The 17618-nt window shown below is 44.4% G+C and carries 17 protein-coding genes and 1 pseudogene; 6 read left to right on the top strand and 12 right to left on the bottom strand.

Annotated elements, in window-relative coordinates; all coding sequences use genetic code 11:
- Window position 1 precedes the first annotated feature (1 nt).
- The 4 genes and pseudogenes from V7S75_RS02360 to hemN all read right to left on the bottom strand — a co-directional run bounded on the left by V7S75_RS02360 (window position 2) and on the right by hemN (window position 5839).
- Window positions 2–2077: an alpha-glucuronidase family glycosyl hydrolase gene (locus tag V7S75_RS02360; RefSeq protein ID WP_459511149.1), complete on the bottom strand. Its 2076-nt coding sequence runs from the start codon at window positions 2075–2077 to the stop codon at window positions 2–4.
- A 12-nt stretch (window positions 2078–2089) separates the two neighbouring features.
- Window positions 2090–3268, bottom strand: a pseudogene (gene uxuA / locus V7S75_RS02355) (mannonate dehydratase); the annotation flags it as partial.
- 57 nt (window positions 3269–3325) lie between these two features.
- Window positions 3326–4405, bottom strand: a complete 1080-nt coding sequence (locus V7S75_RS02350; protein WP_459511084.1) for a Fic family protein — start codon at window positions 4403–4405, stop codon at window positions 3326–3328.
- Window positions 4406–4483: 78 nt separating this feature from the next.
- Window positions 4484–5839 (bottom strand): oxygen-independent coproporphyrinogen III oxidase, encoded by a 1356-nt coding sequence (hemN, locus tag V7S75_RS02345; protein ID WP_459511083.1) that lies wholly within the window; start codon window positions 5837–5839, stop codon window positions 4484–4486.
- 213 nt (window positions 5840–6052) lie between these two features.
- Here hemN and V7S75_RS02340 point away from each other — a divergent pair, with 213 nt between their 5' ends.
- Window positions 6053–7015 carry a zinc-binding alcohol dehydrogenase family protein gene (locus V7S75_RS02340; RefSeq protein ID WP_459511082.1) on the top strand — a complete coding sequence of 321 codons (963 nt, stop codon included), beginning with the start codon at window positions 6053–6055 and terminating at the stop codon, window positions 7013–7015.
- 27 nt (window positions 7016–7042) lie between these two features.
- Here the strand turns inward: V7S75_RS02340 and V7S75_RS02335 are convergent, their stop codons facing one another.
- A complete protein-coding gene (locus V7S75_RS02335) occupies window positions 7043–8671 on the bottom strand; it encodes a carboxylesterase/lipase family protein (RefSeq protein WP_459511081.1) in 1629 nt (542 codons plus the stop codon).
- Window positions 8672–8716: 45 nt separating this feature from the next.
- Window positions 8717–9016 carry a helix-hairpin-helix domain-containing protein gene (locus V7S75_RS02330; protein WP_459511080.1) on the bottom strand — a complete coding sequence of 100 codons (300 nt, stop codon included), beginning with the start codon at window positions 9014–9016 and terminating at the stop codon, window positions 8717–8719.
- Between V7S75_RS02330 and V7S75_RS02325 the strand changes: the two genes are divergently transcribed.
- Window positions 9015–10142, top strand: coding sequence for a glycosyltransferase family 4 protein (locus tag V7S75_RS02325; protein WP_459511079.1), 1128 nt, complete (start codon window positions 9015–9017; stop codon window positions 10140–10142). The genes V7S75_RS02330 and V7S75_RS02325 overlap by 2 nt on opposite strands.
- A gap of 5 nt (window positions 10143–10147) precedes the next feature.
- Here the strand turns inward: V7S75_RS02325 and V7S75_RS02320 are convergent, their stop codons facing one another.
- Window positions 10148–11326, bottom strand: coding sequence for a cytochrome-c peroxidase (locus tag V7S75_RS02320; protein ID WP_459511078.1), 1179 nt, complete (start codon window positions 11324–11326; stop codon window positions 10148–10150).
- Between the two features lie 153 nt (window positions 11327–11479).
- On the opposite strand from V7S75_RS02320, the gene V7S75_RS02315 reads away from it, so the two are divergent.
- A complete protein-coding gene (locus tag V7S75_RS02315; protein ID WP_459511077.1) occupies window positions 11480–12208 on the top strand; it encodes a hypothetical protein in 729 nt (242 codons plus the stop codon).
- A gap of 37 nt (window positions 12209–12245) precedes the next feature.
- On the opposite strand, the gene V7S75_RS02310 is transcribed toward V7S75_RS02315, so the two are convergent.
- The gene (locus V7S75_RS02310) at window positions 12246–12521 is read right to left on the bottom strand and encodes a hypothetical protein (protein ID WP_459511076.1); all 276 of its coding nucleotides are present in this window, start codon (window positions 12519–12521) and stop codon (window positions 12246–12248) included.
- Between the two features lie 143 nt (window positions 12522–12664).
- Window positions 12665–12985 (bottom strand): DUF6370 family protein, encoded by a 321-nt coding sequence (locus V7S75_RS02305; RefSeq protein WP_459511075.1) that lies wholly within the window; start codon window positions 12983–12985, stop codon window positions 12665–12667.
- A 57-nt stretch (window positions 12986–13042) separates the two neighbouring features.
- Here V7S75_RS02305 and mscL point away from each other — a divergent pair, with 57 nt between their 5' ends.
- Complete coding sequence (gene mscL / locus V7S75_RS02300; protein ID WP_459511074.1) at window positions 13043–13414, top strand: large conductance mechanosensitive channel protein MscL; 372 nt, start codon at window positions 13043–13045, stop codon at window positions 13412–13414.
- Window positions 13415–13416: 2 nt separating this feature from the next.
- On the opposite strand, the gene V7S75_RS02295 is transcribed toward mscL, so the two are convergent.
- Window positions 13417–14925 (bottom strand): carboxylesterase/lipase family protein, encoded by a 1509-nt coding sequence (locus V7S75_RS02295; protein WP_459511073.1) that lies wholly within the window; start codon window positions 14923–14925, stop codon window positions 13417–13419.
- On the bottom strand, window positions 14922–15656 hold the full coding sequence (locus tag V7S75_RS02290) for an LOG family protein (RefSeq protein ID WP_459511072.1): 735 nt from the start codon (window positions 15654–15656) through the stop codon (window positions 14922–14924). The genes V7S75_RS02295 and V7S75_RS02290 overlap by 4 nt, the downstream gene beginning before the upstream one ends.
- A 99-nt stretch (window positions 15657–15755) precedes the next feature.
- Between V7S75_RS02290 and V7S75_RS02285 the strand changes: the two genes are divergently transcribed.
- Complete coding sequence (locus tag V7S75_RS02285; protein ID WP_459511071.1) at window positions 15756–16475, top strand: pirin family protein; 720 nt, start codon at window positions 15756–15758, stop codon at window positions 16473–16475.
- A 5-nt stretch (window positions 16476–16480) separates the two neighbouring features.
- Entirely contained in the window at window positions 16481–16747 is a 267-nt protein-coding gene (locus tag V7S75_RS02280) for a hypothetical protein (protein ID WP_459511070.1), read from the top strand.
- Here the strand turns inward: V7S75_RS02280 and V7S75_RS02275 are convergent.
- Entirely contained in the window at window positions 16744–17598 is an 855-nt protein-coding gene (locus V7S75_RS02275) for a ThuA domain-containing protein (RefSeq protein WP_459511069.1), read from the bottom strand. The two genes, V7S75_RS02280 and V7S75_RS02275, sit on opposite strands and share 4 nt — an antisense overlap.
- Window positions 17599–17618 lie beyond the last annotated feature (20 nt).

The raw sequence follows: 17618 nt of genomic DNA, 5'->3' as shown, positions 1-17618 counted from the left end.
CTTATTTCAGTTGGTATATACGTACAATTTCTTTTATTTCTGCCAAAGTCCGCGCCGGCGTCCCGTAGCTAATCGGCAATTTTGAATAGGTTTGAAAGTACAATAAATGGGCATCGCGCCACAAGACCGACTCTCTTTGCTGCGCCGCCAATCTCCCACGAACATCCGCGAAAATCTCCGGATCGACCTTGCCTTGCAGCGAATCCCAATCCTTTTGCAAATCCTTCACTTCCTGTAAACCCGTGTTAGAACGGTAACAGAATTCATCCCAAAGCGTGCGGCCGGTAGACAATTTCTCCTGCCAGCCCACATGGTGGAACCACAATAAATAATTCAAATCCGTTTTCGCTGGATCCAACCACTGTTGAGCGACCGCTGGATGATACAAACTCAAGGCATTACTACCCGATGCTTTTCGGTCAAAACCCAAGCCCACCGAATCCGCTCGGTGATAATAAATTGATGTCCAGTCGGGACGTTGACTGCGTTCCAACCAAGGCTCCGGTCCCCAGTGAATGCTTTGGCCCATCACATGATGCAAACCTAATGGTGTCGTAAATTTCACATAGGTATCGCGGGATTTCATCAGAATATTGGTCGCCGTTTTCGCTGCTTTCTCATCGCGCGTTAAGGTCTGTTTCACCCACTCATCCGCAATCTGCTCAGAACTCAGGGTGTGATCCCATGCCAAACGCCCGAACGCATACCAGTTGGCCTGCGACAACAAATGCCCCGTCCAATTTCGATCCGAACCCGTATTTGCAACACCCGCCATCATGGTAATTTGCTCGTTTCCGAGGCTGCCGTCGATGACTTTGGCAACAGTAGAACCCTTTCCATTTTGGTAAGTATCTGAATCCAAACATTCCTTGAATAGGATCGATTGATAGAATACGTTGGTACTAAACCCTGTGTATTCTTGGGTGATTTGAAATTCTAGCGCCAAAGGTGTCTTGGGCATCGCACCGAAAAGCGGATGGAAAGGTTCCCGCGGTTGGAAGTCGATCGGGCCATTTTTCACCTGAACAATCACGTTATTCGCGAAGGTCCCGTCCAAAGGTTTGAAGTCATTATACGCTTCTTTGAAACGATCTCCATTCGGATTAGGGGCGTAAACAAAGGCCCGCCAAATGACGATGCCCTTGAAAGGTTTCACGGCCTCCGCCAACATGTTCGCGCCGTCGGCATGCGTCCTTCCGAATTCCTGTGGTCCCGGTTCTCCCTCTGAATTTGCCTTCACTAGGAATCCGCCAAAATCCGGAATCTGCGCATAGATCTCTTTTGTCTTCGCCTGCCACCAAGCGCGCACTTGAGGATCTAAAGGATCGGAAGTTTTCAATTTGCCTACCAGTTTTGGCGAGGCAAAATTCACGGATAAAAATAGCTTAATGCCATAGGGACGAAATACGTCGGCAAGCACTTTCACCTTCGCTAAATACTCCGGCGTCATAAACCTCGCTGAAGCATTTACATTGTTAATCGCCACGGAATTGATCCCGATGGACGCATTTGCCCGAGCATAATCCGTGTAGCGCGGGTCCACCGTTTCCGGCAATTCGTACCATTTCCACAGTGATGCGCCGGCATACCCGCGCTCGATCGTGCCCATCACGTTGTCCCAGTGGTTCAACATGCGGAATTTGACTTTGGGGGAGGATGTGATATCTGCCAATGGCTTCTCCTGCTGAATCATGCGCAATAATTCGAAAACCCCGTACAAAATGCCGCGGTCAGAACTGGCCTTGATTCGTATATATTTCCGACCCACTACACTTAGGCCTTCCACTTTTACCTGTACTTTTTTATCCACTTGAATCTCAAACCCTTCCTCCGGAATCGTAGCATCCTTCTCAAATTGTATGCTTCCATCAGTAGATTTCACAGCAGGCGCAATCCCTGTTAATCCTTTCAGACCTTGACTTAATTCCTTCCGCGCCGTTTCTATTATCGGTGAAGTTGGAAACTCCGATGAAACCGATTGCGCATATGATGCATAACGAGAAGCAGATGCTACTTTGTCAAATTTCAACCATAAACGATAGCCATCATCCGCCTTCAACGCAAAACTACAAACCACAAAAAACACCGCTAAAAAAGAGCGAATCGCTAATTCAAGTCCACGTATTTCAGCCAATCCACGGAGTCGGCCAATCGCCGAATAACCCGGATAGGTTTTCTTGTTTAAATCGTCCAACATTTGATGTCCGTGATCTGGGCGCATCGGAATCTCCGCTCCTCCGCGTCTTTTTTCTTCTTCGACAACCGCTTTGACCACTTCAAACATATCTACATCACCCGTTAAATGCGGCGCTTCGTGGAAAATCAAAGGATCATTTTGCTCCCGGAAAGTCGCGCGCAAATGCAAGAAATGAATTCGGTCAGCGAAACGACGAAGCATCTTGGGCAAATCATTATCCGCCCGAACGCCTAAAGAACCCGTGCAGAAAGTGATACCATTCGCACGTTCTGGGGAAGCGTCCATAAGCGCCGCCAAATCCGCTTCTGTGCTTACCACACGAGGTAGGCCCAACAATGGGAAAGGAGGATCATCGGGATGAATGCATAAATTAATCCCTAATTCCTGAGCCAAAGGAGCGATGGAACGAACGAAGTAATGCAAGTTTTCGCGCAATTGATCCGCTGAAATAGCCTTGTATTCATCTAAGAGACTTTGGAAATTCGCTAAATGGAAAGCCTCCTCGGAACCCGGAAGGCCTAATAATGCGGTGTTTTTTAATTCCTCTTTTTCTTCCGAAGACATTGTCACGAAACGCTGAGCAGCCGCTGCTTGAACAGTCGGCGTGTAATCTGAAGCAGCACCCGGACGCTGCAAAATATGTAAATCGAATACGGCAAAATCTGTCCAAACAAAACGTAAGGCACGCGCGCCGTCGGGCATCTCGAAGTTTAATTTGGTCCGCGACCAATCGAGCACGGGCATGAAATTATAGCATACGGTTTTGATGCCGCAAGCTGCTAGATTTCGTAAAGATGTCTTGTAATTTTCAATAAGCTGCGCGCGTGACGGCAAGGCTTTCTTAATTCCCTCATGAACTGGCAAAGATTCTACCACCGACCAATGAAGAGGCGTCCAATCTTGATTGCCTGCCTCGATGATGGAAATGCGTTCTTTGATGGCTTCTATCGGCCAAACCTCCCCCACGGGAATTTGGTGCAATGCGGTTACGACTCCTGTGCAACCGGCTTGACGGATATCCATCAAAGAAACCGGATCGTTTGGACCGAACCAACGCATCGTATGTATCATGTAAATTTGTTTAGAGGCTTACGCTATATAAAGTGCAAAATGCACAAAAAATACTGATTAAAAAACCAACTCATAGCGCGCTGACCTACCCGCACCTACTGGCATAAAAACTTGCAAAGTAACGAGCTCTTGAAGATCACGCGATGCCGTGGCTCTGGAGGTTCCTGTTATGCCCACATATTTTCGCACATTCATGCCCCCATGAAATGAATCTGGTCCATCGAGCAACATTCGATTAATAACCTTACTTTGGCGAATATTTAGTTTGTGTTCAAATACCGCAAAAAAATGCCATTTGGAAATAGTAAACTGAATCATTTTGTCGGCATAAGTTTGCGCCTCCAGCAACATCGTTATAAACCAAGTAACCCAATCCGTAATATTTAGACTCTTTTCTGCTTGTTGGAGTCTCTGATAATATGCCTTTTTATTGGCCTCTATAGCCTTGGAAACGCTAAATGGCAAAGGGCACTGCAAACCTTGAGAAAGCGCTTTCTCTACAATGGCCCGACCAATTCGTCCATTCCCATCTTCGAACGGATGAATTGCCTCAAAGTACAAATGGGCCACTGCGGCCTTAACGGGTGCAGCCGTTATATTGCATTCGTTAAACCAAGCTATAAATTGTTCCATTTCTTTAGGGACTCGAATGGAAGGAGGTGCCTCATAGTGAACCTTGGGCTGAGCAACTGATCCTGAAACAATTTGCATGGGCGCTTCATCCGTTCGCCATGCTCCCGCTTGGATCGCGGGAAAACTTCCCATCAATAAACGATGCCAATGTTTTAAATGAGCTTCTGTCAATGGTTCATAGTAGGTATTTCGCACATCCATCAACATGTCACTAAGCCCGATGCTATGTTTATTTTTGATCTTATGTTGGGTAGCTAAGCCCAAATTTCGGCGAACCGAAGACATGATATCCAACTGGCTGTAATATTCTCCCTCAATCTCAGCAGTCTTCATCGCCTCTGAAACCATCAGTTGTATCATCATTTCTGTCCGCTCAACCAGAGGTAAAGCGGCTAATTTACCGCTCAATTCCCCCGATTTCTGCATAAACGCGAAGATTTGCGACTCGATAGCAGTCGTGTCAAATTCAAAATGAGGCCAGGAATCTCGTTGCCAGTTGTACATCGTGAGGCGATTAATTTAGCTAATCGACTCAAATATAGTTAAATTTTGAGTCGATTATACTTATTAATCGCCTCATTTTTACACCGCCTGACTGAATGTCTTTTTCTGAACTTCCGCCGAGAGTAATTTGAGGTCAAAGGCCTTGCAGATATTTCGAATGAAATGTTTTCCTAATTCCGTAACGATCAAGCCATGCTCGCCCCAAGTCACGAGCTCATCCAAGGCCAATTCATCGAGTTCATGAAACGTATATTGGCGGAGTAATGCTAAATCCGCTTTAGCAAAATGAGTCTTTCCCCGACAAGCCACATCGAGAATATATTGCCGCATTTTTTGATCAACTTCATCCAAGAAATAGCCCTTAAATACCGCTAACTCGCCCTGATTAATCTGTTCATAATATTCCTGAATCGTCTTTTTATTTTGGGCAAATCCATAATAGATATCGCTGATACTCGAGACGCCTAAACCTAACAGCATGCCGGTTTGTTGGACCGTATAGCCCATGAAATTGCGATGCAAATTTCCTGCTTCATGTGCTTGAACCATCAAGTCGCCGGGCAAGGCAAAATGATCCATCCCGATATCCGTATAACCTGCTTCCATGAATCGTTTTTTTCCTAACTGATACAGGTGCATTTTTTCATCCGCCGACGGCAAATCATTTTCATCAAAGAGCCGCTGGGCCTTACTCGTCCAAGGCACATGTGCATAGGAATAGAAAGCAATACGATCAGGCTTGATTTCTAAGGCATCTTGAATCGTTTTTTCCAAACGCGGCAAGGTTTGCAAGGGCAAGCCATAGACCAAATCTAAATTCACGGATTCATAGCCAATCTCACGCGCCCATTGAACCACTTGGACAACATGCGCATGGGGTTGAATTCGATTAATTACTTTTTGGACTTCCGGATTACTGTCCTGCATACCAAAACTCACCCGATTAAATCCAAGATCAAATAAGGTTTGTAAATGCTCGCGGGTTGTGTTATTTGGATGGCCCTCAAATCCAAACTCATGATCCGACGGGACCACGGCATCCGCCAAAATAAATTCAATCAAATGCTTTAAATTCGCAGGCGAAAAGAAGGTAGGCGTACCACCACCTAAATGTAATTCACGAATCACAGGTTTATGAGGCATCATGCCTCGGTAAATTTCCCATTCCTTTAATAAGGCTAACATATACGTTTCCTCGACCGAATGGTTCGTCGTGATGCGCTTATTACATCCACAAAAAGTGCATAAACTTTCACAAAAAGGAAGATGCAGATATAGACTTATCTCGCCGCTTTCCTTAAAGCGTTGGGTAAATAAAGATTTCCAAGTGGCGACATCTATTGTCTCATCCCAATACGGAACCGTCGGGTAGGACGTATACCGCGGGATGGGGACATTGTATTTTTGAAGTAAGTCGAGTGATACCTGTTGCATAGCATGCAAAGGTAAAAGTACGCGAGGAGGGCAAAAATGATGTAAGTCAGTTATGCAAGTAGAGACGCGATACCTCGCGTCATGCAAAACTGTAGAGACGCGATACTTCGCGTCTATGTAAAAAAAAAGACGCGAGGTATCGCGTCTCTACTATTAAACATTAAAACTCCATTTTAATTACTAAATTCAAAAATCTAAACCTTTGGAAACCTGATGCAACAATGGACTTGTACCCAACCGGGAAGTTTTGAATTACAAGAAACAGAAATTCCCCACCGCCCTGTCGGGTTTTCTCTTTTACGCACGCAGGCGATAGGGATTTGCGGGACCGACATCCATGCGTTTGCTGGTAACCAACCCTTCTTTCAATATCCAAGAATTTTAGGTCATGAATTAGCCTTGGAGGTGGTGGAGTCGGAACGATTTCCAACGGGCGAGCTCGTGACAATCATCCCCTATTTTCATTGTGGAGAATGCGGAGCATGTCGACAAGAAAAGACAAATTGTTGTGAAAAAATGCAGGTTTTTGGCGTGCATGTTGATGGCGGTATGCGCGAATACATCGTCGTGGAAGACCGCTATATTTTAGCCGGGCAAGGGCTTTCTACGGAGGAACTTGCGCTGGTGGAACCTTTGTCCATTGCCGCTCATGGCTTGCGAAGAGGAAAAATTCAAGCTGGCGAAAAGGTGCTCGTCATGGGTGCTGGGCCTATTGGCTTATTTACCTGTTTACTTGCCAAAATTCAAGGGGCAGATGTAGAAGTTTCCGAACCGAACGCATCGCGTTTGGCATTTTGTGAAGAGCATCTAGGCGTCGGTTCGTCCACAAAAACACATTACCAAACAGTCATTGATGCAACAGGCAATAAAGCAGCCATCGAGTCGGGCTTTGCTAAAATTGCCCACGGTGGGCAATACATTTTGATTGGTTTACAGAAAGAGGTGATCTCATTCATTCACCCAGAATTTCACAAACGCGAAGCGACCCTAATGAGCAGTAGGAACGCCACGACCGAGGACTTTTCCTATGTCATGGACTTACTGCGGTCGAAGCAAATTGATATAAAACCCTTTATCACACATCATTTTGAATGGCAAAAGGTAAGTGAAGAGTTCACGAGCGTTCATGACCCGGCCAGAAAAATCGTTAAAGCCGTCATTCACGTAAAAAATTAGGGCGAACCTTTCGATTCGCCCCAAACCTTATTTCATGTATTCTTTATCCAAGAACAGGTATCGCGCATCGTTTTGTGCCTTTTCCGCTTTGGAATTCGTATCGATAATCATCACAGGAGGAGTTGCGTCTCCCGCTTTGGCAGCAGGCCACTCAGGTAATTTGTCTCCATTCGGATTATAGGTTTTAACGAAATTGGTGAAGTAATTTAACATGGTATCCGACACCTTGAAATCGTCGGCTGTCCAAGCATATTCTTTCACCAAATGCAAATTCCCCATCGCATATTCAATCTCACATGCGTGTGGCGCGCCTACCGCTGGCGGAGGCGTTTGTGCAGGCTCTTCACGTCTAACCGTACCCCCTGCTAATGCAGAAACGGTATTTTGGTCAACCAAAGGAGGACGCAATTTGCTATACAAGTAACGATAAACCGGTTGGCTACTGTTATTCCGGTGCAGATCAAACCATTTCCATGTTGAATAGGAAATGAAACGGTCTGCGGCTAAGGCAGTCGCCGACAACTCTACTTCTTTTTCCGAATGGGCAGGGTAAAGACTTAAGACTTTATCCACATCATTTGGGTATTCCTTCTTCACACGTTCGATGTAGTTTTCAACTGTGTAAGGTTTGCCTTGCATGAAAGCGCCACCTGGGATTTCAGCGGAGTTCCAGCCCAACAATAATGGAATTTGATGTTGCTCTTTTGCTGCAAAAATTTCAGGCAATTTCTTTGGCAAGAAGTTCCCGTCAACAACCACAGGGAAACCAAAACGCTTTGAATCTTGGTAAAGATCATAGATGTCTTTTGTCGACATAGAACGCAATTCCTTGATGGATTTCACGCCGGCTTTTTGCAAGAACTCTGCCCCATTTTTCTCGGCATCAGCTAACGAAACTGGCGCCATAGTAGGGTTAATTCCGCCACCACTTTCGCCAATCGCCGCATGAATTAAACCTTTCGAGAGCGGAGAAGACATTTGATAACTCACGGCAATCGAACCAGCTGATTCCCCTGCAATGGTTACGTGATTAGGATCCCCACCAAAAGCCGCAATGTTCTTTTGAACCCATTGCAAAGCCGCTAATTGGTCATAATATCCATAGTTTCCAGATCCTTTGTATGACGTTTCAGCACTCAATTCCGAATGCGCCAAGTTGCCAAAAATATTCAAGCGGTAGTTGCAAGTCACAACCACGACACCTTTTTTAGACATGCTTTCTCCGTCGTAACGTGGCTCAGAACCATCTCCTGCGACATTACCCCCACCGTAGAAATAAACTAATACAGGGAGATTTTTAGTATTTCGCTTTGCCGGCGTCCACACATTCAGGTACAAACAATCTTCGCTCAAACCTTCTGAACGCGACATCATATCACCGAAAACGATGCCCTGCATCGGACGAGGACCGAATTTCTTCGTTTCCTTCACACCTTTCCAAGGAGCTAAAAGCTGAGGAGCTTTCCAGCGCAATTCACCCACCGGTGGTTTCGCAAAAGGTATCCCAAAATACTTTTGAACACCTGTTTTCGTATCATAATTCCCTTCGATCACGCCATGTTGGATCGTCGTTTGAACCGGAAATAAATTGATTGATTGAGCAGAAGCCCAGGAACACAATAGGCCAAAGCCCACTGATAATAACATTTTTTTCATGTGTAATAGGTTTATATTGTCACAGTTTGATACAATAATACAAGATTAGCGGAGTGTTTCCAATTTTTTCATCGCATTTGGGCCTATGCCGTGGCCATTTCGCAAGGTTTGTTCGTCGACAACTTTCAAATCATTTAGCGAATAGATTGATAAATTGACCAACGCGCGAAGAGCCGGCTGGCTTAAGCCCAGCGCCAAGATCATAGGATCTAAACGAGCGATTTGTTCCTGATACCAGGTTTGCGATTGAACATCTGCATGCAAAGGACATGTCGCCATGATTTTTTGATTTTGTACGAATTTAGCCAAAAAGCCCGTAGCTTTGCAAACGACTCTTGCCAGCATGCGGATATTAATCTTACATAATTTATTGTGGTCACAATACAAGTCGGTGGTTTTCGAAAAAATCGCTCAGACCTGTTCTCCAGACGACGAAGTGTTGGTCGTTCAAACCGCCATTACCGAAAGGGGTCGGGAGGATCTAGTGGATTTCGATGTCGCAAGTTATGCCTATCAGTTTCCCGTTAAACTGCTGAACCGAATTCCATTACAGCAAGTATCTCCCTGGAAAACGATGTGGGATTGGATTCGCATCATCCGCGAATTTAAACCTGATGTCATCAATTTAACAGGTTACAGCGAACCCGGAACCTTGCCCATTTTACTCCTCGCCAAAATCCTCGGTATCCGAACAATCATGACTGTCGAGTCCATTGAAAATTTGTCGGCGCGCGGAAATTCACTACTCCATGCACTAAAAACCCGCTATAAGAGTATCTTAATTAACCTGTGCGATGGCTTTTTTTCCTATGGTCTCAACACGAATAAATTCCTTTTTCAAGCCGGTGTCAGCAAGCGAAAAATCCTAAGCTTTTTAAATGCATTCGATAAAACGGCATTTCTGAACACCTTATCGGAGGATTCGGTAAAACCACATCCAACACCTTATTTGCTTTTTGTGGGCCGACTATCCCCCGAAAAAAATCTACCTGCTTTATTGCAGCTCATGAAGCATGTACCTATCGACTTGCTTGTTGCAGGGAATGGACCACAATACCCCGATTTAGTCAATCAAAAAGAAGTTGAGGCACTAGATAATGTCCATTTATTGGGGACGGTAGCTTGGGGGAATTTGGCAAATCTATATCAGCATGCTACGGCATTGATGCTTGTTTCAACCGCTGAAACCTGGGGGATGGTTGCCAATGAAGCGCAGGAATTGCACAAGCCGGTGATTTGTACCGAGGCATGTGGTTGCGCCAATGATTTGGTGATTGATGGCAAAAATGGCTTAGTTCTTTCGGATATTACGAGCCTTGCGAACATCGCGAAGGTTCAACAATTTTTGCTTGATTTGCCCGCACAACAAAGCGCCATTGAAACATTCTCAGCACGAAATGCCCAAATTTTCAATGTAGAAAAATTAGCCTCTGAAATGCTAAGCGGGTTCCGTTTGCTAAGCAAAAGCTAAGCCCCTTATTTCACAAAAGGGTCTGACCACTTTTTATCTACATATACATTCTTTCCCGAAAGTGTTCGTAAAAATTGAACCACAGCTGTCATTTCCTCAGCCGTCATCAAAAGCTTTTGACCGATGTTATTCGGTCTTAATCGGGGATCCAAATTCGTATTCCGAGGCGGCGTGTTGATGGCATTATAATGGTTGAGCATATTGTTTAACCCCTTTACCCCGCCCGTGTGCATCAAAGGCGAATTCAAGATACCTTGGGCATTCGTCAGGTCTCGTAAAGAAGGGGCACGCGTCACATCTACATCAAAATCTGTACTTCCAATGACTGCGATAATTCCGTTGTTCCGACTATTCGGATCGATGTCAAACTCGGGTGATTGATGACATCCTTGGCAGCCAAAGCCCCCTGACACACGTTCGCTATTCGCATTAAAAACAGGCGGAGTTAGAAACAAGGCTTTCCCTTGGTTTTCCACGGCGGTAAAATTGGGAAAAGGAGCCTGGTCATTTCCCGTGATGGCTCTCCCCACATCGTATTTGGAATCAAAGGACTGAATGCTTCTAACGAATTGCGCCAATGCACTTTGCATGCGTGTTTCTGTGACGCGATTGTCACCGTAGGCCCAGGTAAACAATTCAGGATAATACGGAATGGCTTGTAATTTCGCTAACAAAGTCGTCAGATTCCCCCGACCCGATTGTCCGCTAAAACCCATTTCCAAATGGTCTTGGATCGGCATCGTCGTTTGAGCTTCTAGACTATTCGCCCGTTCATTCCAGAAAAATTTACTTTCATTGGCGAATCGAGCATTAATCAAGCGCATCGAATGCCGAATTGTTTTTCCATTCGAAACGCCTGCACTTTGAACGGCAGTATCTCCAAAAGCAAAAGTTTGTTTGTGACAGGAAGCACAAGAAATGCTGTTATCAATACTTAAATTTTTATCATAAAATAGGATTCGCCCTAGTGTAGCTTGTTTATCGATGATGCCGTTTCCCCCAATATTATCCTTCGTTATATAATTGGGTTTCGATTGATTCGCATAATTATCAGGCGAATTGAAATCAATGGAGGTACCAAAGATGGATTTAGCAGTAGGAAGTTGATCCAAAGCTTGTTCTGTTGCCGTTTGGTCTGTACAACTAAAAAGAAATAGGGAAAGAATAAAAAGGTATTTATGCATCGTTGTTGATTAAGGAAGGGAAGATAGAGATAATTGTTGATGCAAATCAAATGTGTCGACCCATGCCTAAACTAGAACGATTATTTAGAAAATAGTGAGGAGATAAAAAAAGCTTTGTAGATTTGCTATGAAACAAAACCGCTAAAAAATCACATGTACCATTCAATCAAATGGATCGGAGCATTCATGCTCATTTCATTGACAGCCATAGGCCAACAAAATTTCTTCAACGTTCCAAGCTCAGATATCACACCGCGTAAGAAAGTATTTTTCCAACAGCAACTAAACTTTATTCCCAATGGAGTCCAATCGGGAAGCACCTTTTGTTATGGTTTAGGTCATAACACCGAAATCGGTTTTAATGTATTGGGGGTTAATTATGACTACCAACAAAAATTTGTCGCCAATCATACCGAGCAGCCCTATAATCCTTTTTTTACCCTGAATGCACAGAAAAGTTTCCAATTACATGAAGACTTCAAAATTGGACTCGGAGCTCAAGCAGGCTTTACGCAAGTTGGCCAAGGTGGCACCTATCTTTACGGAAATGGGGTATATGTCAATGAACATACGCATACCAAATGGGTGAGTGGGCTTTACTATACGACCGATAATTATTTTGGCCCTGAGTCAAGAAATTTTACCGATGAGGGCGCCCTGAAATCGCTTGGAATCCAACTGGGTGTAGAGCAAAATATTTGGGAAGAGCGCCTGTTGTTTCAGGCTGACTTTATCAGCGGAAAACACAGCTTGGGCGAAGTAGTCATTGGAGGAGCCTACTATGTCAGTAAACACTGGGTGCTATCCGCGGGGATTCAGATTCCCACATTCAATAGCCAATCTCAGCCAGCTTCTGTATTTGAGTTAACCTTCGTGCCTTAAATATAAGCCTTGCTGGTCTCCCAACAAGGCTATAAAATTACTTTTTCTTTTGAACTGCCGCAGGAGTTGATGGTGCTACCGTACTATCCAAACGTGCATTTTTCGCCATGTCTTTTTGAAGGCTATCGATCGACGCAATGATGAATTTTACTTGTGCATGTGGCAAATTACTTTGATCAGCAATGGCCTTGATGTTATTCAAATTATTCCAGTGGTAGTTCACGGTAGGTTCTGGAATACGCATCGTGATGAATTTTTCAGCGGCGAAAGAAAACAATGCTACGGATGTAGCTACTAATAAAACCTTTTTCATAAAATGATATTAACTAGGATGAACTTTCAAATGTACTAAAATACTTGAGTAAAATAATGCTTTTTAAGCCTTTAAAACATGTTATTTAGTTTGTTGATGAAGTGTAATACTGAAACGCCACCCGATATTCGCGTGGTGTTTTTTTATTTCAATAATTCGAAATACGTAGCAACAAAAATGCCATTTTCCACCTTGCCCTGAACACGAGCTTTTCGGACTGCCATGCAAAAACCATCCTCAGCATGAGCATCTCCATGATCATCTAATCCAGTCCCCTTCACCTCATAGGCAATACCATCTTTTTTTACCGCCAAAAAACATCCCTTTTTCGCCATCTTGAAATTACAAGAACCGCAAGAAGCCGCTAAGGTATCAACAGGTAAACTCGGATTAATTTTTCCAAAAGGCTTTTGAGCCATGCTCGCAAACGAGAGTAGTAAAAATGCGACTAAATAGTTTTTCATGATGTGTATTTTTGTGCAAAATAAGCGATTATCTTTGAGCGATAAATGATTTCTCGCATGAATTGGATAAAAGAGTTTAGGGCCTTCGCCATCAAAGGTAATGTCATCGAATTGTCAGTTGCCGTAGTAATCGGAGCTGCATTCTCCAGCATCATTAATTCCCTCGTTTCCGACATCATTACGCCGTTAATCTTAACGCCAGCGATTGAAGCAGCGGGCGTTGCCGACATCGACAAACTGTCTTGGGGTGCCGTAAAATATGGCAAATCACTCGCAGCCATCATTCAATTTGTCTTAATTTCCTTTGTTCTTTTCGCCATCATCAAGGCCATCAACAAAGTCAATTTAGTTGATGTGCCCAAAGAGGAAAAGAAAAAGGACCCTCAAGTAGAATTACTCAAAGAGATTCGCGATTTGCTGAAAAAGTAAATCTATTGTGCAATTAATTCAAGTGCCTTGGCATTTTTCAACGTAGTAGCCTTTGTTTCCACATCCAATAGCATCATGGTATTCTCTGCTTGAAAACGTGGCCAAACCGGTAAACCTTGCCCATTCGGATTTCCTGTTTTAGCAAAATTGACCCAATAGTTTGACATGTAGCTAGCAAGTTGTCGATCAATCGCCTGATATGGCCTCCGCACTTTAGCTAAGTTATCATAGGCATAAGGTACCTCACCCGTATGGAATGCACCATTCTGGGTTTCAGGCGTATCGCCAGGAATCTGCCGATTGAAATTATAAAGGTAAACGGGAGATTTCCCATGTTTCAATTGTGTTTTTGCCCAGAAAAATACACCTGCTCCGAAAGTCTCATCCCGACTCAAATTTCGTTGTGATATCGCTGCTTCTGCGTCTGTGGATGCGGGGTAATAAGTCAGCATCTCTGTCGCTTGGGGGCCATATTTTTTCGTTAGGATTTGTTGGTATTCCTGTGCCGGCAACCAGCGATTACTTACGACATCTTCCGAATTCCAGCCAACAAGCAAATCGACATCATTTGCTTTATTTTCCGCATAAGCCGCAAGCATATTCAACGGTTCCACATAGCCGTCCAAATAAGGGGACGATAAACCACCTGGGGCTGCTAATATTTCGTTGGCCGATTTAGCTCGCAAGGCTTGGAGATTTTCTGCTCCTAACTTCGTTGCAAATGCTAGGCCTGTCGCCTCCGCTGCTGCTTGGTTTGTCGCAGGACGCAAAGGACTTGAAAGCATGGCACTTCCGCTCTCTGCAATGGCCCGTTTGAAAAGCCCCTTGGCCAACGGTGAAGCGCATAAATAATTCACGGCAAATGCTCCGGCAGATTGTCCCGCAATGGTCACTTGATTGGGATCCCCTCCGAATGCAGCAATATTCGCTTTGACCCATTTCAGCGCTGAAATCATATCCAATAAACCATAATTACCTGAAACACCTGCCGCAGATTCCTTGCTAAGCTCCGGATGCGCTAGGAAACCAAAAGTTCCCACGCGGTAATTAATACTTACAAAAACGACGCCTTTCGTGGCAGTTGCAGCACCATCATAAATAGGACATGCCGAGCCACCGCTTCGGAAACCTCCGCCATAAATATAAACCAGAACGGGCTTAGGGCCCTTTTCTTTAGAGTCATTCCAGACGTTCAAATACAAGCAATCTTCACTAATGGGTTCTTTCGGAATTAAATATTCTTCCGACCAGACCATAAAAGGTTTAGGCTCCGCTTGCATGGGACTTGGTCCATAAGCTTTCGCGGATTTCACTCCTTGCCAGGGCGCTAAATCCTGTGGGGCTTTCCAGCGCAAATCGCCCACCGGTGGCTGCGCAAATGGAATACCCAAAAAGCGATGGATAGATCCGAATTTTTCCCCTTCCACAATACCTTTTTGGGTCTTCACTTGAACCGACTGCGCCACACCGCTCACGGCGAAAAGGCAAACAAAAATCAGGCTTAGTTTCATTTTTTTCGTTTTATTTTTCTTTCTCCTAAAATCCACAAAGGGGTATCTAATTGTGCATGTTTTTCGGGTGCAAGCTCTGTAAAATTTCGAATATGTTCGGCCGCCTCCGCAAGATCATCCGTAAATAAGATATGTTGGAAATCCGTCGCACCCACTGTTTCTTGCTGGATCAGAGCCTCAAAATAACGCATCAATTGTTCGTGGTATTCCAGCCCCATGACAACGACCGGAAAGTTTTTCATCTTGCCCGTTTGAATTAGGGTAATCACTTCAAAAAACTCATCCAAAGTACCTAAGCCGCCCGGCATGATGACAAAGCCAGATGAGTATTTACGCAACAATTCCTTGCGGACAAAGAAATAGCGAATGTTGACCATGCGGTCTAAATAAGGATTGGGATGTTGTTCGAAGGGAAGTTCGATGTTACAGCCGAGCGACAAGGCCCCCGCATTTTTGGCACCTTTGTTGGCGGCTTCCATGATACCCGGCCCTCCTCCTGTCATAATGGCGAAGCCCATCTTGCCTAATTGAGTCGCGAGTGTTTCAGTCGTTTGGTAGTAAACGTCGTCTTTTGAAAAACGGGCTGACCCGAAAATCGTGATGCAGGGTCCCACAAAATGTAGGTTTCGAAAACCTTTGATAAATTGAAATAAAACTTCCAAAGAGAATAAAAATTCTTGCCATCGGGAACGCGGACCCGCTAAAAAAGCGTTTTCAGAATTGTTGTTCATTTGTTAAAATAAGTTTCCTTCAAAACTACGCCTAAATTCCACATTTTAAGCTTCCCAAATTAAATTAATACTAGCTTTGTTAAATATTAGAAATACGATATGAAATCCTACGAATTACATACAGCGGATTCCCGCGGAGCCGCGAACCACGGCTGGCTTCAAAGTTATCACACGTTTAGTTTTGCCAACTACCATAATCCATCTCGAATTCATTTTGGTGCATTGCGTGTCTTAAACGACGATACCGTTTCGGGCGGCATGGGTTTTGGCCAACATCCCCATGACAACATGGAGATTATCAGTATTCCTTTGGAAGGTGATTTGGAACATCAAGATAGTATGGGAAATAAGGCGGTGATTCGTCACGGGGATATCCAAGTGATGAGTGCTGGGACAGGAATTTACCACAGCGAATACAATCACAGCAAAGACGCAACTGTTAAATTTTTACAGATTTGGGTATTCCCAAACAAGAAAAATGTGACGCCGCGCTATGATCAGATTACGCTGAATGTCGCCGACCGCCACAATCAATTGCAACAAATTTTATCGCCGAATGCAGAAGATGCGGGCGTTTGGATTCACCAAGATGCTTGGTTTCACATGGGCAAATTTGACCAAGGTATTGAGACGAACTACGCGATCAAAAAAACAGGGAATGGGGTATATGCCTTTGTGCTTTCAGGAAGTTTTGAAATCGATGGCCAAACTTTATCGCCGCGCGATGGATTAAGTATTCGCGGGGCTGAATCATTTGAACTCAAAGCCTTGACAGCCGACGCAGAAATTTTGTTGATGGAAGTCCCCATGCAATTTTAATCGCTATGAAAACAGTCGCAGTCTTCGGGGGAAATGCAGATATTGTCGCCATATTGGTCCGATTGATTAATCAGTATGATGCGGCAGAAGCGGTGTCATTTCCGACAGTCGAAGAACTGCTGGTCGGCAGTTTTGATTTGCTCTTATTAAGCTCGAGCGTTTCGGAAACTGATGAGGCATTGATCCGCGCGCAAGTAAGCCAACCGATCATCCAACATTATGGAGGCGGAAGTGGATTGTTGCGCGCGGAGTTATTACCTTATTTGGACTAGTTTTTTTGGATGCTCCAGGCGATGCCTTGTTCGATAAGTTTGAGGTAATCTGGATTCTTCCAAACGGCTGCGGAATGTCCCATGGAAGTATAGAAAGTTTTTCCTTTACCCACTTCACGGTACCAAGCCACGGGGTGATTCGCCCCCATACCAAAATTCTTATCAGTCGTCCAAAGAATATTTCCATTCGGAATAATCTTGTCGCCATTGATGGAATATAGCACTTTCACATCTTTGGGTTGATTAAAAAACACATACCATTCATCCGTATTGCTCCATTGCTTCACGAGGTTTTTCGAAAACAAGGAATCGACATTTTCCGACATGCGCACATCGGCTTGTTGGAACTGTGGATTCAAGGGATGATGCGAGAACTTAGCCCCTAAGAGATTATTTTCATACCAATCCCAGCGGTGTGAATCATCGCCCGCACCGTGTATTCCCATCAGCGAACCACCTTCTTCCACATATTTTTCCAACGCGGTTTGTTGGTCGTCATTCAACACGCGTCCCGTGGAATTATCAAAAATCACCAAACTGAATTGCTTCAATTGTTCTGGATTAAAGACACCGCCATCGGCTGTTTCGTAGATAAAATAGTTGTGCGTTTTGCCCAGCTCTTTCAAGAGAGGAATAGAAGCATCGATAGATTCTGCATGACGGAAGCCGGTGGTTTTAGTGAAGACCAAAATGGCGGGCTGATTTGCAGGAAATTGAATCACGGGTTTTTCTGTTTCATAGCTGACCGGGAATCCGTACTTCACTTTGTACATAAAGGTTCCCATGGCAACGGAAAGCAAGAGGATGATGCTGAGAAAAGTCCAGCCGAAAATTTTAAAGAATTTTTTCATGTGTTTATCAGTTTTTTAAA

Source organism: Aquirufa sp. TARAVU-A1A (assembly GCF_054558675.1).
Note: the sequence above shows the minus strand (reverse complement) of the source record. Positions and strands in the feature narration are given on the sequence as shown.

What these genes read in the sequence shown, in the direction of transcription:
- V7S75_RS02350 (WP_459511084.1), bottom strand. Translation starts at nt 4,405, where the DNA reads ATGTACAACTGGCAACGAGATTCCTGGCCTCATTTTGAATTTGACACG.
- hemN (WP_459511083.1), bottom strand. Translation starts at nt 5,839, where the DNA reads ATGCAACAGGTATCACTCGACTTACTTCAAAAATACAATGTCCCCATC.
- V7S75_RS02340 (WP_459511082.1), top strand. Translation starts at nt 6,053, where the DNA reads ATGCAACAATGGACTTGTACCCAACCGGGAAGTTTTGAATTACAAGAA.
- V7S75_RS02335 (WP_459511081.1), bottom strand. Translation starts at nt 8,671, where the DNA reads ATGAAAAAAATGTTATTATCAGTGGGCTTTGGCCTATTGTGTTCCTGG.
- V7S75_RS02325 (WP_459511079.1), top strand. Translation starts at nt 9,015, where the DNA reads ATGCGGATATTAATCTTACATAATTTATTGTGGTCACAATACAAGTCG.
- V7S75_RS02330 (WP_459511080.1), bottom strand. Translation starts at nt 9,016, where the DNA reads ATGCTGGCAAGAGTCGTTTGCAAAGCTACGGGCTTTTTGGCTAAATTC.
- V7S75_RS02320 (WP_459511078.1), bottom strand. Translation starts at nt 11,326, where the DNA reads ATGCATAAATACCTTTTTATTCTTTCCCTATTTCTTTTTAGTTGTACA.
- V7S75_RS02315 (WP_459511077.1), top strand. Translation starts at nt 11,480, where the DNA reads ATGTACCATTCAATCAAATGGATCGGAGCATTCATGCTCATTTCATTG.
- V7S75_RS02310 (WP_459511076.1), bottom strand. Translation starts at nt 12,521, where the DNA reads ATGAAAAAGGTTTTATTAGTAGCTACATCCGTAGCATTGTTTTCTTTC.
- V7S75_RS02305 (WP_459511075.1), bottom strand. Translation starts at nt 12,985, where the DNA reads ATGAAAAACTATTTAGTCGCATTTTTACTACTCTCGTTTGCGAGCATG.
- mscL (WP_459511074.1), top strand. Translation starts at nt 13,043, where the DNA reads ATGAATTGGATAAAAGAGTTTAGGGCCTTCGCCATCAAAGGTAATGTC.
- V7S75_RS02295 (WP_459511073.1), bottom strand. Translation starts at nt 14,925, where the DNA reads ATGAAACTAAGCCTGATTTTTGTTTGCCTTTTCGCCGTGAGCGGTGTG.
- V7S75_RS02290 (WP_459511072.1), bottom strand. Translation starts at nt 15,656, where the DNA reads ATGAACAACAATTCTGAAAACGCTTTTTTAGCGGGTCCGCGTTCCCGA.
- V7S75_RS02285 (WP_459511071.1), top strand. Translation starts at nt 15,756, where the DNA reads ATGAAATCCTACGAATTACATACAGCGGATTCCCGCGGAGCCGCGAAC.
- V7S75_RS02280 (WP_459511070.1), top strand. Translation starts at nt 16,481, where the DNA reads ATGAAAACAGTCGCAGTCTTCGGGGGAAATGCAGATATTGTCGCCATA.
- V7S75_RS02275 (WP_459511069.1), bottom strand. Translation starts at nt 17,598, where the DNA reads ATGAAAAAATTCTTTAAAATTTTCGGCTGGACTTTTCTCAGCATCATC.